Source organism: Brevundimonas sp. AAP58, assembly GCF_001295975.1.
Classification (GTDB): Bacteria; Pseudomonadota; Alphaproteobacteria; order Caulobacterales; family Caulobacteraceae; genus Brevundimonas.
Window position 1 is genome coordinate 21,357 of the sequence record NZ_LJHU01000131.1, and the last position, 21,507, is coordinate 42,863.

Genomic DNA, 21,507 nt, shown 5'->3' on the forward strand with positions numbered 1-21,507 from the left:
CCTTCGCCGGTTCAGTCAGCGCGTAACCGATTCGATGGTCGACCTCACGAGCGAAATGGCCGGCCTCTGGGCGGCTCTCGGACCGGCTCCCGCCCATCGCGGACGGGTCGTCCAGATCGCCTGCGCCACGACGGGGGAGGGGGCCTCGACCGTCGCGCGCGAGTTCGCCCGGCTGGCGGCGGTGCGGGCGCGAAAGCCCGTCTGGCTGATCGACGCCGACCTGGCCCAGCCCGGCCAGCAGGAGGCCGTGGCTTCGGACTTCGACCGTTTCGGCCGACTGGGCGCACCCGCTGCCTCCTCACCGAACGGATCGAGCTTCTTCGCGGTCACCCCGCCCGTGATCGGCCGCGATCGCAAACCGGTGGCCCATGCCCGTCTGATGACGGCGCGTCCTTGCCTGGGCGGTCGTCTGTGGATCACGCGCTTCCGCGCGGAGCTGTTGCGCTCCGGCCAGCGCGCCGAGCCTCTGGCCGATCCCCGCTACTGGGATGCGATGCGCAAGTTCGCCGACACGGTGGTGATCGACGCGCCCGCCGCTGACCGGTCTGACACGGCGATCACGCTGGCGCCCTTCGTCGATGCGACGGTGCTGGTGGTGGCGACCGAGGCGACTTCGGCGGCCGAGCCGGTGATCCTCAGAGACGAGATCGAGGCCGTGGGCGGGCGCATCGCGGGTGTGGTCGTGAACCGTTCGACCTACGCGCCTCCGCCCTTCCTCAGGCGGCTGACGGGCTGACGGCATCCAGCCGGCGCAGTTCGCGCGCGCCGTAGAGTTTGGGCTCGAAGCCCCTCATCCAGAACACTTTTCCGAGACCACGCGCGGTGCGGTCCATCATGTCCGCCCGCCGGGGATGCGCAATCACGGTCAGGGCCACCGACGCCGCCCCCCAGATGACCGCCTGCGCCCCGCCGATCAGCATCCAGCGGATCACGCCTGGCCAGTCCCGCGCCCTGGCGGCGGTCTGGCTGGGGCCCTGGCCATAGGCAAAGGCGCGCGACAGGGCATAGCGCATGGTCGCGCGATGCGGCGGGGCGAACTCCTCCACCCAGGCATCGTGCGCCCAGCCGAAGCGACCGCCGCGCGCCTCAAGCGCCGCGAACAGGGCGTCGTCCTCACCCCCGCTCTGATCTGCCGAGGTGTCGAAGGGGGCAGCGCCGGGCAGGGCCGCCGCTCGCACCATCATGGAGTTTCCACAGCCATATCCATGATTGATCAAACCTGTTGACGCAGGTCCCTCGCGCCCAAAGAAGCGCTGCAGATAGGCCGCTGCCCAACCGGTCTCGTCGGGGATGCGTCCGACGATCGGGCCGAAGACGGCGTCGGCCCCGGTGGCCTCCTGCGCGCCCAGCAGAGCCGCCAGCCAGCCGCGCGAAGCGGCTTCGTCATCGTCCAGGAAGGCGATGAGCGGCGCGTTGGTCTCCGCCAGACCCGCGTTCCGCGCCGTGGCCACGCCGGGGCGCGGCTCGTGGCGGTAGGCGAGGGGGAAGGGGCATTCGGACCGTAGGGCTTCCACCGTCGTCCGCGCGGTCCCGGCCGGGTCGTTGTCGACGACGACGATGCTGACCGGGCGACCGTTCAGGCCCTCCTGCGTAAACACGGACCGCAGCGCGCGGGCCAGGCTTTCCGGCCGTCGCATCGTCGGGATCAGGACGCAGACGGCCTGCATCACACCGCCTCCGCATAGAGGGCCGCGCGGTAAAGACGCAGGGAAAAGGCCCGCGCCTTGGTCGGGGCCCAGGCCGCGAGCGCCACCTGCTTGATCAGGGGCCGCACCTGCCGCAGCGCAGGCACCCGTTTGAGGGCCTTGGCGACACGATAGCTGGGATAGGCGCTGACGATATCCGGATGGCGGGCGACCACGCGGGCGAAGTTCCCGGCCGACTGCTCATACTTGCCGGCCAGCTGCTCGACCGTATCCAGCCCCATGTGGGTCGCCGGATTGTCGATGTGCAGCACGGGCCATCGGCGCGAGACGCGCATGGCCCACTCCACGTCCTCCCAGCCCCAGCCGGTGAAGGTGCCGTCGAAGCCTTCCGCCTCGAACACGTCGCGACGGACCAGCAGGTTGGAAGTGTAGACATATTTCTCGGGTGCCTTGGCCCGCTCGGCGGCGCCGATGCATTCGCCGTTTGTCGCCATGGCGCGATGCACCGAGAAGCGCGGCTCGTCCGGCGCCTGGAGGAGCGAGAATCCGCCGAAGGCCACGGCGGGGGCCTGTTGGCGGACCAGCTCGGCCCAGGTCTGGAGGAAGTGGTCGCTGTCCGGCCGCATGTCGCTGTCGAGGAACAGCAGCGAGCCGCCCCGGGCAGCCCCGGCCAGCCGGTTTCGCCCCCTCGACCGGCCTTCGTTGGCCAGCAGCGTGATGAGCCTGATCGGCAGCGCCATCGTCTGGACCTGCGCGGTGAGCCGCGCCGTCAGCGCCGCGTCGCCGGTGCCATCGTCCATGACGACGATCTCGACAACGCTGCCGAGCGCCTCGGCCTCGCGGTCCAGCAGGGCCAGCAGCTGTGACGGGTCGTCGCGCAGAAACGGGATCAGGACAGACAGGGCCGGTCGCGCCTTTGCCCAGTGGGCGTTCTGGATTGTGGGCGAGCCGCTCATGCCGCCGCCTTTCGTGCGAGACGCGAGCCGATAAGGCGACCCGTCAGGTCGCGCACTCCAGCGGCATTCAAGGTCCAGGCTGCGACGCCATAGACAGCCGCTCCGAGCGCCGCCTTGGCGAACAGTTCGGCGACGCCGCCCCACGCAGGCACGAGCAGCACGGCCCCGGTCATTGCCAGGCAGGCGAGGGCGCAGCGGCCGACTGTCTCCCACGGAATGGGCATGGCGACACCGATCCGGCGCCCCATGGCGATGGAGGCGAGCACGCCGATACCGAAGCTGGCGGTCGTCGCGATCGCTGCGCCGAGGACACCCATGGTCGGCACGAGCGCGAGGTTCAGGAGAACGTTCGACCCCGCTGGGATGCACAGCGTCAGCAGGAGGCGGTCCGTCCGGCGGCCCAGCACGAAGCTCTGGCTGAGGTAGTAGGAGGTCATGCCCGACAGCAACGCGGAGATCGCGATCAAGGGCGTCACCGACGCTGCCACGACCCGCAGGTTCTCGCCGATCATCACTTCGGCCAATGGCCGCGCGACCAGGGCCAGACCCACGGCGGCGGGCAGCCCGATCAGCAAGAAGGTCGAGGCCTGTTCCCGGGCGGCGGCCATGAAGCCCTCGCGGCTGGACCGCTCCCAGGCCATGATGAGGGCGGGCGTACCGGCCGCGCCCAGCCAGATGAACAGCACGTCCAGCGTCCGGCTCGCGAGGCTGTAGCCCGCGTGATAGGCACCCACCGCCGCCGGGCCCTGGAACAGCTCCAGCAGAAAGCGGTCGGTCGAGGCCATGACCAGCGTCAGGCTGAGCCCCGCCGCGATGGGATAGCCGTACCGGGCATAGGACCACAGCCGGTCGCGGTAGAGGACGCCACCCTTGGCGCGCCGCAGCTCGCCGGGCAGGACGAACGGCAGGGTCAGGAGCGGCGCGAGCAGCAGGCCGATGAAGGGGGAGGCCGAACCCAGGCCGGCGAACGCCGCCGCTACCCCGAAGCCGAAACCGCCCAGGCTGACGAAGATATCCATCGTCGCGGATTTGCGGACCTCTCCGGCCGCGCGGAAGCGTTCCTGCGCCAGCTTGGACAGGCAGCGGATCGGGATGCCGGCCAGCGCGATCCCGATGGTCAGCTTCATGCCGGGACCGATCGGCGCGAGCCACAGCAGCAGGGCCATCAACGGCAGGACGGCGCCCGTGACGACGGCGGCGGTGCGATAGAGCGTCAGGAAGTGATCGGCCAGCGACTGCCCCCTCTCCGCCGCCCAGAAGCGCGCCATCGCCGCCTCCAGCCAGCTGAAGGTGGCGACGTGGAACAGGGTCATCACCGAAAAGGCGATGGCGTAGCGGCCGAAATCCTCGGGCGTCAGCAGCCGCGTGAAGACGACGATGGAGCCGAAGCCCACCAGCCCCTGGACGATGTTGGCGGGCAGATAGCCCCAGACCCCGCGCCAGAACATCAGGGCGCTCCCGTCACCGCTGGGCCGCCCGGTCGCCGAGCAGCACGGGCACGGTGACGAGCATGATCCAGAGGTCGAGCCACAGCGACTGGCGCTCGATGTATTCGATGTCGAGCCGCACCCGGGTGCGCACCTCGGCGGCGGTGTGCAGCGGCCCGCGCGAGCCCTTGATGGCGGCCCAGCCCGTCATGCCGGGCTTCATGCGGTGGCGATGGGCATATTCGGCGACCAGGCGGGCGCTCTCGACCTGGCCGGTCTTCATGCCGATGGCGTGCGGGCGCGGGCCGACCAGTGACATCTCGCCCCTGAGCACGTTGAACAACTGGGGCAGCTCGTCGAGGCTGGTCTTGCGGATGAAGCGACCGACGCGGGTCACACGGTCGTCGTCGGCGGTGACCTGGCGGCTGGCGGTGGCGTCGGCGGCCTCGTGGCGCATCGAGCGGAACTTCCAGACCACGATCTCTTCGTGATTGAAGCCGTGCCGCCGCTGGCGGAAGAAGATCGGGCCGGGGCTGTCGAGGCGGATAGCGAGTGCCGTGAGCGCGATGACCGGCGACAGCAGGACCAGGGCGACCGTGCCGATCACCAGGTCCTGGATGCGCTTGTTGAAGGCTCGACGGTCGTCGTCCACGGGACCGTCCAGCGAGGCGAGAGGCGCGCGGGCCAGCCGGTCCAGCGCCGCGCCGCGTTCCGAGGCGTCGACCGGATCGACTAGGAGGGTCACTTCGTTGGGCAGGGTCGACAGCCGCGCCGTCAGTTCGCGCACCCGCGCCTCGGCCTTGGGGTCGAGCGCCAGCACGATCTTGTCGACATAGGGCGTCATGCGGTGGGTCATCAGCGCTTCGGCGTCGCCGAGAACGGGCACTCCCGCGACACTGTCCGGCGACCGGGCCAGTCGGTCGTCGAAGACGCCCAGCACATTGATGTCACGACGCTGCAGGGCGTCGCGGATCAACCGCTCCGCGTGGCGAGTGGCGCCGACCAGAACGATGTTCGGTGTCAGGGCACCCTTGGCGCGCCACTGCGCGACCGTGATGCTCCACGCGAGATGCGAGCCGTACAGCGCCACGGCGACGAAGGCCGTCCATAGGATCGTCAGCGAGGCGTCCGGCCGCCCGGACGACAGCATCGTCTCGAGAAGCATGGCGGTCAGGCCGCCGGCGACCGCGACGCCCGTGACCGCCGCGAGATGAAGCGGCAGCCGCTGCCCCCGTTCAAACCGATACAGGCTCAGCGAGCGCAGGGCCCCGAGCACGAACAGGGCGCCGATCGCCAGCGGGAGCAGGTCGCCCAGCGGCGACGCCATGAGCCCGCCGGGTGACGACAGAACCAGCGCCGCCGTCGTGATCGCGCCGACGATCGCCACGTCCGCCGTCCGGAACCAGTGAACCGCCAGCCGCGAGGCGTGCCGCTGTCGCGTGTTCAGCCAGACCTCGGGTCTGAACGGACCACGCCGCGACTTGCCGTCGGCCCCGGTCGTCTTGAGCGTTCGCGCCGCCAAGGCCTGGAGCGCGGAGGCGTCCAGCCGGGCGTCCGCGCCGCGCGTCAGATCGAAGGCCGTGGTCATGTTGCCATCATGCACGGCCCCCGTGGATGTCGCGTTAACGGCTGGAGCGGACGTGCGACGGTTCGGCGACGAAAGGCAGCTTGGCCCCGCGCTCTGGCCGTGGTCAAAAGACAGCGAGGGGTCGTCGACCCACCGACCGGGAGAGTTGTCTTTGCTGAAGTTCGCGCCGTCCGTCCGTCATCGTCTGGGGGCTTCGGCCGCCGCCACCGTCCTGCTGTTCGCCTCGGGAGCCCTGGCCCAGCAGGCTCCGATCGTCCAGCCGGGCGCGCCGGGGCAAGCGACCCGCACCCTGAACGGAGATGAAGCTTCGCGCATCGCCGACAACCGTTACTCGGCCGACGACGTCAAGTTCATGCAAGACATGATCCTGCACCACGCCCAGGCCGTGGAAATGGCCAATCTGGTCCAGGAGCGGACCAATACCCAGGCCATTCGCGACATCGCCGGGCGCATCAACGCCTCTCAGGCCGACGAGATCGAGTTCATGCGCGGCTGGCTGACCGAGCGTGGTGAGACGGCTCCGAATCCTGCCGAGGGCCATGCAATGGCAAGCATGGATCACTCCGGACACGCCGGTATGGACCACTCCGCCCATGCCGGACACGCCCAGATGGCCGGGATGGCCACGCCGGCCCAGATGGCCGCGCTCGCGGCTGCCTCGGGCGAGGCTTTCGACCAGCAATTCCTCAATCTGATGATCGCTCATCACGAGGGCGCGGTGACGATGGTGGCGGATCTGCTGGGTCGTTCCGGATCAGCCTATGACCCTGTCCTGTTTCGTTTCGTCAACGACATCACCAGCGAGCAGACAGCCGAGATCAACCGGATGTCGCTGCTGCTGCGCGAGCGGGCAGGCGATCCCAGGAGCACTCTTGCTGCCGGGTTCCGGGACGCAGGACAGGCCGAAGGCAATCTTCGTCTGGTCGCCAGCTTGCCCAAGCCCACGGGCTTCTTCGACCCGGCCAATCCGGAGGGTTTGCCGCCCCCGGTTCCTTCGGCGAACGACAGCGACGACACCCCTGCTTCGCCGTCGGGCCAGTTCGGTCGACGCGCGCCCTTCCTCAGCTTCGCCAACACCGACATGGCTTTCTCCGGCGACCTGCTGGCGGTCGGCAACTATCACGGCTTCAACCTGTATCGCCTCAGCGACGCCTCGCCGGAACCCCAGCTGATCAGCTCGGTCGTCTGCCCCGGCGGCCAGGGCGACGTGTCGATCCACGGCAACTTGTTGCTGATGTCGGTCGAATCCAACAACGGCCGTGTCGACTGCGGTCGCCAGGGCGTGGGCGACGGACCGCAGGCGGATCGTTTCAGGGGTCTGCGGGTCTTCGACATCTCGGACCGCGCCAATCCGGTCCAGGTCGGTCAGGTCCAGACCTGCCGGGGCTCGCACACCCACTCCATTGTTTCGGCGGATAGCCGTCGCCTGATCGTCTACAATTCCGGGACCGCCGGAGTGCGCGATGAACGTGAACTGGCTGGCTGTGTCGTCGGCTTGCCGGGCGACAACGACACCGCCCTTTTCAGCATCGACGTGATCGAGATCCCGCTGGCTGATCCGTCCCAGGCCCGCATCATCGACAGCCCGCGCGTATTCGCTGACGACGCGACCGGCGCGGTCGCCGGCCTGTGGCGCGGTGGCGACCATGGCGAGGGCACCCAGACCACCAGCCGTACCGACCAGTGCCACGACATCACCTTGTTCCCGGATGGAAACCTGGCGGGCGGCGCCTGCTCGGGTAACGGCATCCTCATGGACATCTCCAATCCGGCGGCTCCTCGCCGGATCGCGGCTGTCAATGATCCGGGCTTTGCCTACTGGCACTCCGCGACCTTCAACAACGACGGCACCAAGGTGGTCTTCACCGATGAGTGGGGCGGGGGCGGGCGCCCGCGCTGCCGCGTCCAGGACCCGGTGACCTGGGGCGCCAATGCCATCTACGACATCGTCGACAACCAGCTGGTCTTCCGCAGCTACTACAAGCTGCCCGCGCCCCAGACGGCGCGCGAGAACTGCGTCGCCCACAACGGCTCTCTGATCCCGGTGCCGGGCCGCGACCTGTTCGTCCAGGCCTGGTACCAGGGCGGCCTGTCGATCAGTGACTTCACCGACTCGGCCAACCCGCGCGAGATCGCCTATTTCGACCGCGGCCCGATCAGCGAGCAGCACGATATCCTGGGCGGCTTCTGGTCGGTGTACTGGTACAATGGCCGGATCTACGGCACCGAGATCGCGCGCGGCCTGGATGTGCTGGAGCTGACGCCGAGCGAGCATCTGACCGAGAACGAGATCGCTGCGGCCCGCATGGCTCAGCAGGGTGAGACGGTGAACCCGCAGCAGCAGTTCCGCACGACGTGGCCCGCCCATCCTGTGGTGGCGCGCGCCTATCTGGACCAACTGACCCGCGACGGTGGCCTGCCCGCCGATCAGATCACGGCGGTGTCACGGGCGGTGGACGCGGCCGCCCCGCTGATTGACGCGGGCAGCTCCGATACCGCTGTGGCCCAGAGCCTGCGCGATTTGGCCGCTCAGGTTGGGGGATCCGGCGCCGATACGGCCTCGCGTCGGCGAGCCGGCCTCGCCGAGACCCTGATCGGCATCGCCTCTCGGTTGAGCTAAGGATGCGGGGGGCCGATCGACGATCGGCCCCTTCCTGCTCCGTTCGCAGACCGATCGGGTCCGACAGGTCAGCCAGAGTGACCAAGTGGGTCCAAGCGCACCAAAGCTTTCATGCCGGGTCACGCCCAGCATGGGTTTCCGATCGCTTCATGGAGCGGAGGGCCTGGCGGAGACGGAGGGATTCGAACCCTCGGTACCGGTTACCCGGTACGACGATTTAGCAAACCGTTGCCTTCAGCCACTCGGCCACGTCTCCGGCAGGAGGCGTCGATAGCGGAGGCCGCGCGGCTGCGCAATCGGGTCGTCGCCAACTTTCCCCGACGTGATCTTGTGGGCCGGAGCGGGGAGGGTTACCCCTTCGCCTCCATTGCTTCCAGGGAGAGCGACATGGCCGATCTGAACCAGGTCACCGAACACATCCGCGGCGCCGTCGGCGACAACTCCGGTCTGGGCAAGACCGTGAAGCTCGACCTCGGCGACGCCGGCAAGATCTACATCGACGGCGCGTCGGTGCCGAACACCGTGACCAACGAGGACAAGCCCGCCGACGCCACAGTGTCGATGAACTGGGATGACTTCATGGCCCTTTCGAACGGCCAGCTGGACCCCATGATGGCCTTCATGCAGGGCAAGCTGAAGATCGCCGGCGACATGATGATCGCCCAGAAGCTGGCTCCGCTGCTGAAGCGCTGATGCCCGCCTGAGAAGACGAATATTGAAACGGCGCGGCCCGCTCGGGTCGCGCCGTTTGCCTAGGCCGAGGAACGACCATGAATTTCCAGCACTCCGACCGTGGACTTCACTGGCAGGAGCGCGTCAGCCGCTTCCTCGAGGACCGGGTGCTGCCCCGCGCGGCCGACTATCACGACGAGGTCCACGCCGATCCGAACCGCCAGCCGCCGACGATGGAGGCGATGAAGGCCGAGGCGCGCGAAGCAGGCCTCTGGAACATGTTCCTGCCCGGCGATCACGGCGCGGGCCTGACCAACCTGGAATACGCGCCGCTGGCCGAGGCCATGGGCAAGGCGGGGCTCTGGACGCCCGAGGTGTTCAACTGCAACGCGCCCGACACCGGCAATATGGAAGTGCTCCATATGTACGGGAACGCCGAGCAGCAAGCGCGCTGGCTCAAGCCCCTGATGGCCGGCGAGATTCGCTCGGCGTTCCTGATGACCGAGCCCGAGGTCGCCTCGTCCGACGCCACCAACATCCAGACCCGCATCGAGCGCGACGGCGGCCACTACGTCATCAATGGCCGCAAGTGGTGGTCGACCAACATGGCGCACCCCAACGTCGCCATCACCATCGTCATGGGCAAGACCGACACGGGCGCGGCCGCGCACCAGCAGCAGTCCCAGATCCTGGTGCCCGTCGACACGCCAGGTTTCCGCGTCGAGCGGATGCTGAGCGTCTTCGGCTATGACGAAAAGCCGATCGGCCACGCCGAGGTGGTGCTGGAGAACGTCCGTGTCCCGGTCGAGAACCTGATCGCCGGCGAGGGGCGGGGCTTCGAGATCGCGCAAGGGCGCCTGGGACCGGGCCGCATCCACCACTGCATGCGCGTGATCGGCTGCGCCGAACGGGCGCTGGAGCTGATGTGTCAGCGGCTGCTGAGCCGCACGGCGTTCCGCAAGCAGATCGCGGAGCACTCGGTGTGGGAACAGCGCGTCGCCGAGGCCCGCACCAACATCGAGATGTGCCGCCTGATGGTGCTGAAGGCCGCCTGGATGATCGATCAGGCCGGAGCCAAGAACGCCAAGTCCGAGATCGCCCAGATCAAGGTCGCCGCGCCGCGCATGGCGCTGAAGGTCATCGATGACGCCATCCAGGCCTTCGGCGGGGCGGGCGTTTCGGGCGACACGCCGCTGGCTGAGCTCTATGCGACGGTGCGGACGCTGCGCATCGCCGATGGCCCCGACGAGGTCCACAATCGCACCATCGCGCGGCTGGAGTATGCCAAGCACGGCGGCAAGCCGGTCCGCTGATCGGCTGTTGCCACACCGCGTCAGCAGTCGCGACCGAACCGCGTGACCGGGGCAACGAAACCTCGGGCGGCGTGTTAGCGTAGTCCGGCTGGCAGCCTAGCTGGACGACGTCACGGAGCCGCCCATCATGCACGACCCCGCGCGCACCCTTTCCGCGCAGAGTCCGGTGGCTGAAACCGACCTCTTGGCCCGATACCGCGCCGTTCGCGTCGCCATGCCCGCACTTGCGGCCGGGCTGTCGGGTGAGGACCTCGCCGCCCAGGCGATGCCGGACGCCAGCCCCGGCAAGTGGCACCTCGCGCATACCAGCTGGTTCTTCGAGGCCATGATCCTGGCGGCCGAGGAGGGCTATAGGCCCGTCGATCCGCGCCTGCAGACCCTGTTCAACTCCTATTATGAAAGCCTCGGCCACCGCGTGGAGCGGCATGAGCGGGGCTTGATGACCCGACCGTCGCTGGACGAGGTGGTGGCGTATCGCGCCGAGATCGACCGGCGCATGGAGGCCCGCATCGGGGCGGGGTTCGAGACCGAGCTGGAACGCTATCTGTTCGTGCTTGGTCTGCATCACGACCAGCAGCATCAGGAGCTGTTCCTGATGGACCTGCTGGCGCTGATGGCCCACTCGCCGTTGGACCCCGCCGCCTATGCCGAGGAGCCGCGTCCGGGGGGCGCGCGCCAGGCGGCCCGGGGTGGGGCCACCCGGTTCGAGGGCGGTCTGATCGAGATCGGGCACGGCGGCAGCGACTTCGCGTTCGACAACGAGGGGCCGCGCCACAAGGTCTGGCTGGAGCCCTTCCACCTCGACCACGACCTGGTCACCAACGGCCAGTGGATCGAATTCATGGCCGACGGCGGTTATCGTCGACCCGAGCTGTGGCTCGCCGACGGCTGGGCCACGGTGAAGGCCGAGGGCTGGACCGCGCCGCTGTACTGGCGACAGGAGGCGGACGGCGGCTGGACGACCATGAGCCTGACCGGTCGCGTCCCCGTCGATCCGGACGCGCCTGTACGCCACGTCAGCGCCTGGGAGGTCGAGGCCTTCGCCGCCTGGGCCGGAAAGCGCCTGCCGACCGAGGCCGAATGGGAAAGCGCGGTCGCCACCGCCCCGGCCGTTTTCTCCAACCTGTTCAACGAGGTGTGGCAGCACACGTCGTCGGCCTATGCGCCGTATCCGGGCTTTAAGCCCACCGAAGGCACGGCGTCGGAGTACAACGGCAAGTTCATGGCCAATCAGCGGGTCATGCGCGGCGGGTCGTTCGCCACGCCGTCGGGCCATGCGCGTCGGACCTATCGTAACTTCTTCTATCCGCATCAGCGTTGGGCGTTCCTCGGCCTCCGCCTCGCCTCGGACGCTCCTGTCATGTCGAAACCCCGCATCGAATCCGTCGAGACCGCCCGCTTCCGCGCCGAGCTGATCGCGGGTCTGTCGCGACCACAGAAGGCCGTGTCGCCCAAGTGGTTCTATGATGCGACCGGGTCGGAGCTGTTCGAGGAGATCACGCGCCTGCCTGAGTACTATCCGACCCGGCAGGAGGCGGCCCTGCTGCGCGCGCTGGCGGGCGAGTTGACGGCCGGGTTCGGGGATAACGCCGTCCTGGTGGAATTCGGGTCGGGGGCCAGCGAGAAGACCCGCATCCTGCTGGACACCGCCCCGACGCTCGGCGCCTATGTGCCGATCGACATCAGTCCCGATGCGCTGAACGCGGCGGCCGCCTCGATCGCGGAGGCCTATCCCCATCTGCAGGTGGCGCCGATGGTGGGCGATTTCCTGAACCTCGCGCCCTTGCCAGAACTGGGTCGCGGCCGCCGCATCGGCTTCTTCCCCGGCTCGACCATCGGGAATCTGGAGCCGGATCAGGCCGTGGCCTTCCTGGCCAATGCGCGCGAGCGGCTGGGGCCGAACGCCCTGTTCATCCTCGGCGTCGATCTGGTGAAGGACGAGGCCACGTTGGTCGCGGCGTATGACGACGCCCAGGGCGTGACGGCGGCGTTCAACAGGAACCTTTTGGTGCGGGCGAACCGGGAGCTCGGCGCCGACTTCGACCTGGACAGCTTCGCCCACGAGGCGCGCTGGAACGCCGAGGCGTCGCGCATCGAGATGCACCTGCGCGCCGGACGCGACATGTCGGTCCATATCGGCGGACAGACATTCGCCTTCGCTGCCGGAGACACCATCCACACGGAGAGCTCGCGCAAGTTCACGGAAGGCTCCGTCGCGGCGATGGCCGAAGCGGCAGGTTGGCGCGTGGCGACGTTCCGGGCGGGTCCCGCGCCGTCGGTGGCGCTGGCCGTCCTGGCCTGAGGTCAGTCGGACAGATACGAATAAGGGCGGCCGACGCTTTCGCCGGCCGCCCTTCGCTTCCAACCTGATACAGACCTATTCGGCCTGGCCCGCGACGTCACCGGGCTTTCGGGTGCCGTGGGACGCTTCGCCGCCCTTGCGGCCGGCTTGGGCGGCCAGGCTGCGGTCCTGGGAGAAGCTGCGCTTTTCGCTGGGGACGCTGGCACCGCCCTTGCGGGCGATCTCGCGCTGGCGGGCCGGGTCCATGGAGGCGAAGCCGCGCTTGGAGACTCCGGAGGGACGGGGGGTTTGTCCTTCGGCCATCTGATGATCCCTTTACTGAACTGGTGCTGCCGGTTGAATGACAAACCCCGCCGCCCCGCCAAGGTTCCGAAGGTCCGCGTTTTCAACAGGCTGCGAATCAACTGGAGCCCTACTGGACGCCGGGCACGCGGACCTCTCCGTCGTTCTCGCCGGGCTGGGGCGGGACCTCATCTGGCGTGCCAGCGGGGTCGATCTCGGGCTGGGGCGGGACAGGGTTCAGCGGCGGGATTTCCGGTTGCGGCGTGGGTTGGATCGGGTCGGTCATGGGAGCCTCGCAAGAGAACGGTGATCCTGTCGGAACCGCTCGCGGGGCGTCGGGTTCAATCGGTCAGCACCGACGCCCCGCCCAAGGAGCTTTCCATGACCGATCTGAACCCCGCCCTGAACGCCGAAGACATCGTCGACGACGGTGACATGACCCGAACGCTCGACGTCGAGGGTGACCGCCTTCTGGTGGAAGGCGAGCAGCGCGCCTTCGCCCGCGAGCGGGGCCTGCGGCAGGCCCTGCGCAGCGATATCGAGACCGGACGCTACTGGGCGCGCGACCGTGCGAGCCGTGCCCGGACAGCGATCGAGGACCAGCCGCTCAAGGCGACGCTCTATGCGCTGGGCGTCGGTGTGATGATCGGGATCCTGCTGCGCCGTTGAGGCCTAAGCCGGACCGGACGCCGCCCGCGCCGGCGGCGTTCCGGCCACCGCCCGATCCGAGACGAAGGGATTGGTCCGCCGCTCCTCGCCGAAGGTCGAATGCGGGCCGTGCCCCGGCACGAAGGTGACGTCGTCGCCCAGCGGCCAGAGCTTGTCGATGACGGACCGGATCAGGGCGTCGGGGTCGCCGCGCGGGAAGTCGGTTCGCCCGACCGAGCCCTTGAACAGGACGTCGCCCACCTGAGCGAAACGGGCCTGTTCGTTGAAGAAGATCACATGGCCCGGCGTGTGGCCGGGGCAGTGGCGGACGGCCCAGCGGGTTTCGCCCAACGACAGCTCATCGCCCTCATCCAGCCAGCGGGTCGGGACGAAACCGCGCGCCTCGGGCAGGCCGTACATCTGGCCCTGGGCCTCGATGCCGTCGATCCAGAATTGGTCTTCCAGATGCGGGCCGATGATCGGCGCGCCGGACTTTTCCGCCATCTCGGCTGCGCCACCAGCGTGATCGAGGTGGCCGTGGGTGATCCAGATCTGGTCGAGCGTCAGGCCGCGTCGGGCCACCTCGCCGAGGATCGCATCGACCGCGCCGCCGGGATCGATCACCGCGGCCTTCATCGTCTTCGTGCACCAGACGGTCGTGCAGTTCTGCTGAAGCGGTGTGACCGGCGTCACGAACACGCCGACGGGGGAGGGGGAGGAGGTCATGATCAATGACATAGCCTCTCCCTCCCACTTGGGGGAGGGTGGTCGAAGCGAAGCGAAGACCGGGTGGGGGCGGCCGGGCGAGCTAGACTCCGACCGTCGCGTGCGTCCAGCCTTGCCGCCCCCACCCGGTCGCTGCGCGACCACCCTCGCCCGCCGGGGGAGGGAGAAGCTCTGGCCGTCCCCCGCGTTGACCTTTCGGCCCTGTCTCGACATAAGGGCGGGCTTCGAGACGCCGCTCCGGATGGGGCGGCCTCTTTTCGTTTATCCCTCCCGCCGCGCGCGCCTGATTCGGCGCCGCCCCAGAGCGTCAGATCCGTCCATGCAAGTCGTCCAGAAATCCACCGAAGGCCTGAGCCGCGTCATCGCCGTGACCATCCCGGCCGCCGACCTGACCGCCCGCCTGGACGCCAAGGCCGCCGAGATCGCGCCGAAGATGAAGCTGAAGGGCTTCCGCCCGGGCAAGGTGCCAGTGTCGCACGTCAAGAAGTCGTTCGGCCGCGACATGATGGGCGAGATCGTCAACGACGCCATCAACGAAAGCAGCCAGAAGGCGCTGGACGAGGCCAAGGTGCGCCCCGCCGCCCCCGCCGAGATGAAGCTGACGTCCGACATGGACAAGGTGCTCGCCGGCTCCGACGACCTCGCCTACGAAATGGCGCTGGAGGTCATGCCCGACTTCGAGCCGGTCGATCCCAAGACGCTGAAGCTGGAGCGCCCGGTCTATGAAGCTTCCGACGCCGATCTGGACGAGGCGCTGAAGGAGCTCGCCGGTCAGGCCAAGTCCTACGAGGACAAGAAGGGCAAGACGGTCAAGGCCGCCGAGGGCGACCAGCTGACCATCGACTTCCTGGGCAAGCTGGACGGCGTGCCGTTCGACGGCGGCGCCGCCGAGGACGCGGACCTGGTGATCGGCTCGGGCCGCTTCATCCCCGGCTTCGAAGAGCAGCTGAAGGGCGCCAAGGTCGGCGAGGAAAAGACCATCGAGGTCACTTTCCCCGAGGACTATCAGGCCAAGAACCTGGCCGGGAAGCTGGCCACCTTCGACGTCAAGGTGAAGGCCATCAAGGCCGAGGCCGAGACGACCGTCGATGACGAATTCGCTCAGCGCATCGGGCTGGAGAGCCTGGACAAGCTCAAGGACCTCCTGCGTCAGAACCTGAACCAGCAGTACGCCGGCGCCGCCCGCTTCAAGCTGAAGCGCGCCCTGCTGGACGCTCTGGACGCCGCCCACAGCTTCGACCTGCCGCCCAAGATGGTCGAGGCCGAGTTCGACGGCATCTGGAAGCAGGTCGAGGCTGACAAGGAAGCCGGCCGCCTGACGCCCGAGGACGCCAAGAAGTCCGACAAGAAGCTCAAGGAAGAATACAGGAAGATCGCCGAGCGCCGCGTTCGCCTGGGTCTGGTGCTGGCCGAGATCGGCCGGGCCAACAACGTCGGCGTCTCCGATCAGGAGCTGAACCAGGCCATCATGCAGGAAGCCCGCAACTATCCGGGCCAGGAGAAGGCGGTGCTGGACTTCTATCGCCAGAACCCCGGCGCGGCCGCCCAGATGCGCGCCCCGATCTATGAGGAGAAGGTCTGCGACCTGATCTTCACCCTGGCCGAGGTCAAGGACACGCCGATCTCCAAGGAGGATCTGCTCAAGGACGAGGACGAGGGCTGATCTGAGCCTTCGACCTCGGGCTCCGGCCCTCTGTGACGCCGGCGTAATGATGCGCCCAACGGTTGTCATCAATCTCCGTTAGCGAACCGCCATCGGCTGCACACTGTGGCCCCCCGGGGAGGCGTTCATGTCTTTTTCAGTGGCCCTGTTAGCGGCGATCGGGGCGTTTCAGGCCGTTCCGCAAGAGACCGCCGATCCTGACGCCCTACCCGACGTCGTGGTCGAGGGGCGCAGGCTCGACGAGGCGACCCGCGACTTTGTCGGTCAGGTCGCCGCTCCTCCCAGAGGCCGGGGGCTTGCGCTCTGGCGAGGTCGCCTGTGCGTGGGCGCGGTCGGTTTTCAGCGGGAAGCGGGCCAGTATCTGGTCGACCGCGTTTCCACCGTCGCCGAGGATCTGGGCGTCGATATCGGCGATCCGGGATGTACGCCCAACGTCATCATCGCCGGTGCGGAGGATGGTCAGGCGATGGCGCGCGAGCTGGTAGGCCGTGAGCGTCGGGCCTTCGACACCAACATCTCCGGCGCGAACCGTCCTGATGGTGCTCTCGAGGACTTCATCGGTTCGACGCGCCCGATCCGCTGGTGGCACGTCAGCCTGCCAATCGACTCAGAGACTGGGGCCCCGGCCGTCCGCATCCCCGGTCAATGCACCGGCAGTTGCGACAGCATCTACGACTACGCCCCGACCCTCGCCGTGAATGCCGCGTCCCGGCTGAACAGCCAGATCCGGGACGACCTGCAGAAGGTCATCGTCGTTATCGACGTCGACGCCCTGGGCAATGCCAGCTTCACCCAGATCGCGGACTACGTGTCCATGATCGCCCTGGCCCAGGTCGATCCCCAGGCCGACACGCGCGGTTTCAATACCATCCTGAACCTGTTCCAGCCGACCGTGGCGGTGGACGAATACCTGACCGACTGGGACCTCGCCTATCTGCGCGGCCTCTATTCCGCCGACCAGACCGAGGTCGACGGCCGTCGCAACGCGCGCGCTGTCGCCGACGCCATGGCCGACGCCCGGCTGGACGCCCCCGAGGCCTACTAGGCGGTCAACAGGTTTCGTTGGCGCAGGAAGCCGCGCAGTAGGCGGTACCTTCGCCACGCCCTAGGCATAGGTGGTAGTAGGTCCAATAACACTCGTCCTCAATGCACGTCTGGGCCTGAACTGGCGCTGTTGATGCCGGGGCCACAAGAGCTGCACCAGCCACCGCGAGCGCAAGTACAGTCGAACGGATGAACTTCATAGCGTCCTCCATGAGTGACCATGCCGTGTTGCGCTATCGATTTTTTCAACTTCCGGTTTGTTCGACCTAGCTAAGGTGATGGCATGAGGTGCTGCCCGGGCAGGCTGGGCGTTGTGGTCGCGGCTTGGGTCTTGGCTTGTGGGGTCGCGTCACATGTGCACGCTCAGTCAGCCGTCCAGCAGGCCCCGGCGACCGTCGATGACGTCGTCGTCGAGGGCGTCCGACTTCGCGAGCGTGCAGAGACCTTCGTTGATCGTGCAGCAGCGCCTGCTCGGGGCCGGGGTCTCGGTCGCTGGCAGGGGCGTGTCTGCGCCGCTGTGGTCAATCTGCGCGCGGAGATCGCTCGCCCCATCGTCGAGCGGGTATCCGACATGGCGGCTGGCCTTGGCCTTCGGATCGGGGGCGACGGCTGTGACGCGAACGTAGTGATCGTGTTCGCCGCCGACGCCACGGCCATGGTCGGAACCTTAGCAGAGGAACGACGTCGCGCGTTTCGGCCGGGAACCAGCGGGCTCGAACGAGGCGAGCGCGCTTTTCAGGCATTTTTGAACGGCGACCGTCCCGTGCGCTGGTGGCACCTCAGCATGCCCGTCGACGCGGAGACGGGTGCTCGAGCGACACGCCTGCCTGGAGACATAAGGTCAGGCGGCGCCCCGTCAGCTCCCTATGTCTCGACCATTGCCTCTCGCCTGAACACACAGGTCCGAGATGACATCTTCAAGGCCCTGATCTTCGTGGACATCGATCAACTCCACGATGTCACGGCGGCCCAGCTTGCCGACTATCTGGCCCTCGTGGCCCTCGCGCAGATCGATCCCGAAGCCGAGCTCGTCGGCTACGATAGCATCCTGAACCTGTTCGTCGAGCGGTCGGGTGCGCCCGATGGGCTGACCGATTGGGACCGCAGCTTCCTCGAGGCGCTGTACACGACCCTGGATGAGCCGCAGGGACCACAGAACGCCGCAGCCCAGGCCGATGCGGTAGCGGGTGCCCTCGCGCGCCGGCGCGAGGCAGACCGGACGACGTCTACGCCGGACTGAGCGTCTTGCGCACCGGCGGGTGTGTGGCGATATGCTGGACACAAGGCGGCGGCCGTTTCGAGTCGCGCCAGTCCATCAGCGAGATCCTATGACGCGCGACCCCCTCGACCTCATCTCGAACAACCTCGTCCCCATGGTGGTGGAGCAGTCCAGCCGGGGGGAGCGGGCGTTCGACATCTTCTCGCGCCTGCTGCGCGAGCGGATCATCTTCCTGACCGGGCCGTTCGAGGACGGCATGGCCAGCCTGATCTGCGCCCAGCTGCTGTTCCTGGAATCGGAGAACCCCAAGAAGGAAATCTCCATGTACATCAACAGCCCTGGCGGCCAGGTGTCGTCGGCGCTCGCGATCTACGACACCATGCAGTACATCAAGTCGCCGGTTTCGACGGTGGTCATGGGCATGGCGGCCTCGGCCGGCTCCCTGATCCTGACGGCGGGCGAGGCGGGCCAGCGCATCGCCCTTCCGAACGCACGCGTCATGGTGCACCAGCCGTCCGGCGGCTTCCGTGGCCAGGCCTCGGACATCGAGCGTCACGCCGAGGACATCCGCTACACCAAGCGCCGCCTGAACGAGATCTACGTCAAGCACACCGGCCGGACCTATGAGGAGGTCGAGACGACCCTGGACCGCGACCACTTCATGAGCGCGGAAGAGGCCAAGGCCTGGGGCATCGTCGACCACGTCTACGACCGCCGCGAGCAGGCCGACGAAGACGGCGTCAAGACGGTCTGAGGCCGACGTAAGCGGTGGCGCAGTCCACGCGAGACCAGTCCGGAACCCTCGAGGTGGAGGGTGAAACCTACGTCTGGGAGCTGCGCCGCCAGCCGCGTCCGGTCGCCGGTGGCGGCTGGGAGGGCGTGGCCGTCAGCCTGCGCCATCAGGACTTCAAGCGCGAAGCCATCGTGCAGTTCCCGCCGCCGTTGCGTCCCAACGGGCGGCCGGACGTGGAGAAGCAGAAGGTCGACCTCGACGCGGTCCGCAATGCGGTGACGGCCGCCATCGAAGCGGGCTGGGACCCCGCCTCGCGCGGCAAGGCCGTGGTGTTCGATGTCGACGCCGAGGGGCGCTGATCCGGGCTAAGGGCGGCCCTTGAAGACGCGAAACCCCGCGTGATCAGCGATCTGCAGCATCTCAGTGTCGCCGGAGGTGTCGCCGTACGCCGCCGCCAGCCGCAGGTCAGCGCCATAGGCCGCGTAGAGCCGCCGAACCTTCTCTTCGCCCCGACAGTTGGGGCTCTCGAAGTGGCCGGTGAGTCGATCCTCGGCGTCGAACGTCAGTTCCGTCCCCAACAACCCGTCGGCACCCAGCCTGCGCGCGAACGGCGCGACCGTCAGGGCAGGGGAGGCCGTGACGATGACCCGGTGTGCGCCCTTCGCGCCCCAGTCCGCCCAGGTCTTGAGCGCATCCGGCCGCATCAGCTTGGTCCACGCCCGCGCCGCATAGGCCTCGGCGTCGGCCTCCAGCTCGGCACGACTGATCCCTTGCAGGAACTCCTTCACCGCCGCAGCCTTGATCGCGCCCCGGTCGCGGTCTCGGGCATAGGCTGCCGTCGCCGGGGCCAGACGAACGAGACCCAGCGCCCAACGCCGGCGCCCTGCCCGCTGTCTCAGAAAGCTCGTGAAACTGTCCCGGACCGTCAGGGTGCCGTCGAAGTCGAACGCGACGATCGGCTGGCCGGGAGCGGGGGGCTGGCGAAGGCCCGGCGCGGCCCCCATCTCAGTCATGCGCCGCAATCCCCGTCATGTCTGTCGCGTCCATCGAACCATCCCCGGCGAAGCCTGTTTCGGCCCCGAATACGGGGTTGTGGCGGCGCTCCGGATGGGGGATTGTCATTTTTTGAATATCTTCGCGTCCATAGTGGTGGAATCAACGCGAAGGAAGCGCGTTCCCTCCCCGGAACGTGAGAGTGAGAAGGGTCCATGACCAAAGCCGCCGGCACCGACGCCAAGTCGACGCTCTACTGCTCCTTCTGCGGGAAGAGCCAGCACGAGGTGCGAAAGCTCATCGCCGGACCGACCGTGTTCATCTGCGACGAGTGCGTCGAGCTGTGCATGGACATCATCCGCGAAGAGCACAAGATCGGCTTCGTCAAGTCCAAGGACGGTGTCCCGACGCCCAAGGAAATCCGCGAGGTCCTGGACGACTACGTCATCGGCCAGAGCCACGCCAAGAAGGTCCTCTCGGTCGCGGTCCACAACCACTACAAGCGCCTGAACCACGCGACGAAGAACAACGACGTCGAACTGGCCAAGTCCAACATCATGCTGATCGGGCCGACCGGCTCGGGCAAGACGCTCTTGGCCCAGACGCTGGCGCGCATCATCGACGTGCCCTTCACCATGGCCGACGCCACGACCCTGACCGAGGCGGGCTATGTCGGCGAGGACGTCGAGAACATCATCCTGAAGCTGCTTCAGGCGTCGGACTACAACGTCGAGCGGGCCCAGCGAGGCATTGTCTACATCGACGAGATCGACAAGATTTCGCGCAAGTCCGACAACCCCTCCATCACCCGCGACGTCTCGGGCGAGGGCGTGCAGCAGGCCCTGCTGAAGATCATGGAGGGCACTGTCGCCTCCGTGCCCCCGCAGGGCGGCCGCAAGCATCCCCAGCAGGAGTTCCTGCAGGTCGACACGGCCAACATCCTGTTCATCGTCGGCGGCGCCTTCGCGGGGCTGGAGAAGGTGATCTCCGCGCGCGGCCAGGGCGCCTCGATCGGCTTCGGCGCCAAGGTGAAGGAAGTCGATGAGCGCCGGACGGGCGACATCCTGAAAGGCGTGGAGCCCGATGACCTGATGCGCTTCGGCCTGATCCCGGAGTTCATCGGCCGTCTACCGGTCCTGGCGACCCTGGAAGATCTGGACGAGGCGGCTCTGGTCAAGATCCTGACCGAGCCCAAGAACGCCCTGATCAAGCAGTACAAGCGCCTGTTCGAGATGGAGAACGTCGGCCTGACCTTCACCGACGACGCCCTGTCGGCGGTGGCCAAGAAGGCGATCACGCGCAAGACCGGCGCGCGCGGCCTGCGCTCCATCCTGGAGGGCATCCTGCTCGAGACCATGTTCGAACTGCCGACCTTCGACGGTGTCGAGGAGGTTGTGGTCAACGCCGAGGTCATCGAAGGCAAGGCTCAGCCTCTGCTCATCTATGCCGAGAAGAAGAAGGCGGCGGACGGCGCGGCCTGAAACCGACCGGCGCTGAAGTGACGAGGGCCCCCGGAGCGATCCGGGGGCCCTTCGTCTTCCTCCCTCCCCGTGCCGGGGAGGGAGGAAAGCGCGCTGTTTTTCTCAATCATCCAACGACGCCCGGATTTCGTCAGTGGAATCAACGCCCGTCCTGTTCGAGACGCGCTGAACGCGCCCTCATATCCGGGTGTGTT

General features: G+C 67.8%; 20 protein-coding genes and 1 tRNA gene. 12 read left to right on the forward strand and 9 right to left on the reverse strand.

Annotated features, from left to right (window positions below; all coding sequences use genetic code 11):
* Positions 1-55: 55 nt before the first annotated feature.
* Positions 56-736, forward strand: a complete 681-nt coding sequence (locus IP78_RS14470) for a hfsB (protein WP_231681034.1) — start codon at positions 56-58, stop codon at positions 734-736.
* Here IP78_RS14470 and IP78_RS14475 read toward each other — a convergent pair.
* The 4 genes from IP78_RS14475 to IP78_RS14490 are packed head-to-tail and all read right to left on the reverse strand — an operon-like array spanning position 717 to position 5,617.
* The gene (locus IP78_RS14475; RefSeq protein ID WP_054112362.1) at positions 717-1,667 is read right to left on the reverse strand and encodes a glycosyltransferase family 2 protein; all 951 of its coding nucleotides are present in this window, start codon (positions 1,665-1,667) and stop codon (positions 717-719) included. The genes IP78_RS14470 and IP78_RS14475 overlap by 20 nt on opposite strands.
* Entirely contained in the window at positions 1,667-2,602 is a 936-nt protein-coding gene (locus IP78_RS14480; protein WP_054112363.1) for a glycosyltransferase family 2 protein, read from the reverse strand. The genes IP78_RS14475 and IP78_RS14480 overlap by 1 nt, the downstream gene beginning before the upstream one ends.
* Positions 2,599-4,050: a lipopolysaccharide biosynthesis protein gene (locus IP78_RS14485; protein ID WP_054112364.1), complete on the reverse strand. Its 1,452-nt coding sequence runs from the start codon at positions 4,048-4,050 to the stop codon at positions 2,599-2,601. Before IP78_RS14485 ends, IP78_RS14480 begins: the two co-directional genes overlap by 4 nt.
* A gap of 13 nt (positions 4,051-4,063) precedes the next feature.
* Entirely contained in the window at positions 4,064-5,617 is a 1,554-nt protein-coding gene (locus IP78_RS14490) for an exopolysaccharide biosynthesis polyprenyl glycosylphosphotransferase (RefSeq protein WP_054112365.1), read from the reverse strand.
* Between the two features lie 151 nt (positions 5,618-5,768).
* Here IP78_RS14490 and IP78_RS14495 point away from each other — a divergent pair, with 151 nt between their 5' ends.
* The gene (locus tag IP78_RS14495) at positions 5,769-8,237 is read left to right on the forward strand and encodes a DUF305 domain-containing protein (protein ID WP_054112366.1); all 2,469 of its coding nucleotides are present in this window, start codon (positions 5,769-5,771) and stop codon (positions 8,235-8,237) included.
* Positions 8,238-8,401: 164 nt separating this feature from the next.
* Here the strand turns inward: IP78_RS14495 and IP78_RS14500 are convergent.
* A tRNA-Ser gene (locus IP78_RS14500) sits at positions 8,402-8,493 on the reverse strand.
* A 131-nt stretch (positions 8,494-8,624) separates the two neighbouring features.
* On the opposite strand from IP78_RS14500, the gene IP78_RS14505 reads away from it, so the two are divergent.
* From IP78_RS14505 to egtB, 3 genes are all read left to right on the forward strand, one after another.
* Positions 8,625-8,930, forward strand: a complete 306-nt coding sequence (locus tag IP78_RS14505) for an SCP2 sterol-binding domain-containing protein (RefSeq protein ID WP_054112367.1) — start codon at positions 8,625-8,627, stop codon at positions 8,928-8,930.
* 77 nt (positions 8,931-9,007) lie between these two features.
* Complete coding sequence (locus IP78_RS14510; protein ID WP_054112368.1) at positions 9,008-10,222, forward strand: acyl-CoA dehydrogenase family protein; 1,215 nt, start codon at positions 9,008-9,010, stop codon at positions 10,220-10,222.
* Between the two features lie 127 nt (positions 10,223-10,349).
* A complete protein-coding gene (gene egtB / locus IP78_RS14515) occupies positions 10,350-12,524 on the forward strand; it encodes an ergothioneine biosynthesis protein EgtB (RefSeq protein ID WP_054112369.1) in 2,175 nt (724 codons plus the stop codon).
* 75 nt (positions 12,525-12,599) lie between these two features.
* On the opposite strand, the gene IP78_RS14520 is transcribed toward egtB, so the two are convergent.
* Both IP78_RS14520 and IP78_RS15785 read right to left on the reverse strand, forming a co-directional pair.
* Positions 12,600-12,827 (reverse strand): general stress protein, encoded by a 228-nt coding sequence (locus IP78_RS14520; protein ID WP_054112370.1) that lies wholly within the window; start codon positions 12,825-12,827, stop codon positions 12,600-12,602.
* Positions 12,828-12,936: 109 nt separating this feature from the next.
* Positions 12,937-13,092, reverse strand: a complete 156-nt coding sequence (locus IP78_RS15785) for a hypothetical protein (RefSeq protein ID WP_156320444.1) — start codon at positions 13,090-13,092, stop codon at positions 12,937-12,939.
* A 95-nt stretch (positions 13,093-13,187) separates the two neighbouring features.
* On the opposite strand from IP78_RS15785, the gene IP78_RS14525 reads away from it, so the two are divergent.
* A complete protein-coding gene (locus IP78_RS14525) occupies positions 13,188-13,475 on the forward strand; it encodes a hypothetical protein (RefSeq protein ID WP_082385190.1) in 288 nt (95 codons plus the stop codon).
* 3 nt (positions 13,476-13,478) lie between these two features.
* On the opposite strand, the gene IP78_RS14530 is transcribed toward IP78_RS14525, so the two are convergent.
* The gene (locus IP78_RS14530; RefSeq protein ID WP_054112384.1) at positions 13,479-14,180 is read right to left on the reverse strand and encodes an MBL fold metallo-hydrolase; all 702 of its coding nucleotides are present in this window, start codon (positions 14,178-14,180) and stop codon (positions 13,479-13,481) included.
* Between the two features lie 319 nt (positions 14,181-14,499).
* Between IP78_RS14530 and tig the strand changes: the two genes are divergently transcribed.
* From tig to IP78_RS14555, 5 genes are all read left to right on the forward strand, one after another.
* Positions 14,500-15,843: a trigger factor gene (gene tig / locus IP78_RS14535; RefSeq protein WP_054112372.1), complete on the forward strand. Its 1,344-nt coding sequence runs from the start codon at positions 14,500-14,502 to the stop codon at positions 15,841-15,843.
* A gap of 127 nt (positions 15,844-15,970) precedes the next feature.
* Entirely contained in the window at positions 15,971-16,888 is a 918-nt protein-coding gene (locus IP78_RS14540; RefSeq protein ID WP_054112373.1) for a hypothetical protein, read from the forward strand.
* A gap of 630 nt (positions 16,889-17,518) precedes the next feature.
* Positions 17,519-18,127 (forward strand): hypothetical protein, encoded by a 609-nt coding sequence (locus IP78_RS14545; protein ID WP_156320445.1) that lies wholly within the window; start codon positions 17,519-17,521, stop codon positions 18,125-18,127.
* A gap of 88 nt (positions 18,128-18,215) precedes the next feature.
* A complete protein-coding gene (locus tag IP78_RS14550) occupies positions 18,216-18,860 on the forward strand; it encodes an ATP-dependent Clp protease proteolytic subunit (RefSeq protein ID WP_054112375.1) in 645 nt (214 codons plus the stop codon).
* Between the two features lie 14 nt (positions 18,861-18,874).
* Complete coding sequence (locus tag IP78_RS14555; RefSeq protein WP_054112376.1) at positions 18,875-19,198, forward strand: hypothetical protein; 324 nt, start codon at positions 18,875-18,877, stop codon at positions 19,196-19,198.
* 6 nt (positions 19,199-19,204) lie between these two features.
* Here the strand turns inward: IP78_RS14555 and IP78_RS14560 are convergent, their stop codons facing one another.
* Positions 19,205-19,852 (reverse strand): HAD-IB family hydrolase, encoded by a 648-nt coding sequence (locus IP78_RS14560; RefSeq protein WP_054112377.1) that lies wholly within the window; start codon positions 19,850-19,852, stop codon positions 19,205-19,207.
* Positions 19,853-20,047: 195 nt separating this feature from the next.
* Between IP78_RS14560 and clpX the strand changes: the two genes are divergently transcribed.
* Entirely contained in the window at positions 20,048-21,313 is a 1,266-nt protein-coding gene (gene clpX, locus IP78_RS14565) for an ATP-dependent Clp protease ATP-binding subunit ClpX (RefSeq protein WP_054112378.1), read from the forward strand.
* Positions 21,314-21,507 lie beyond the last annotated feature (194 nt).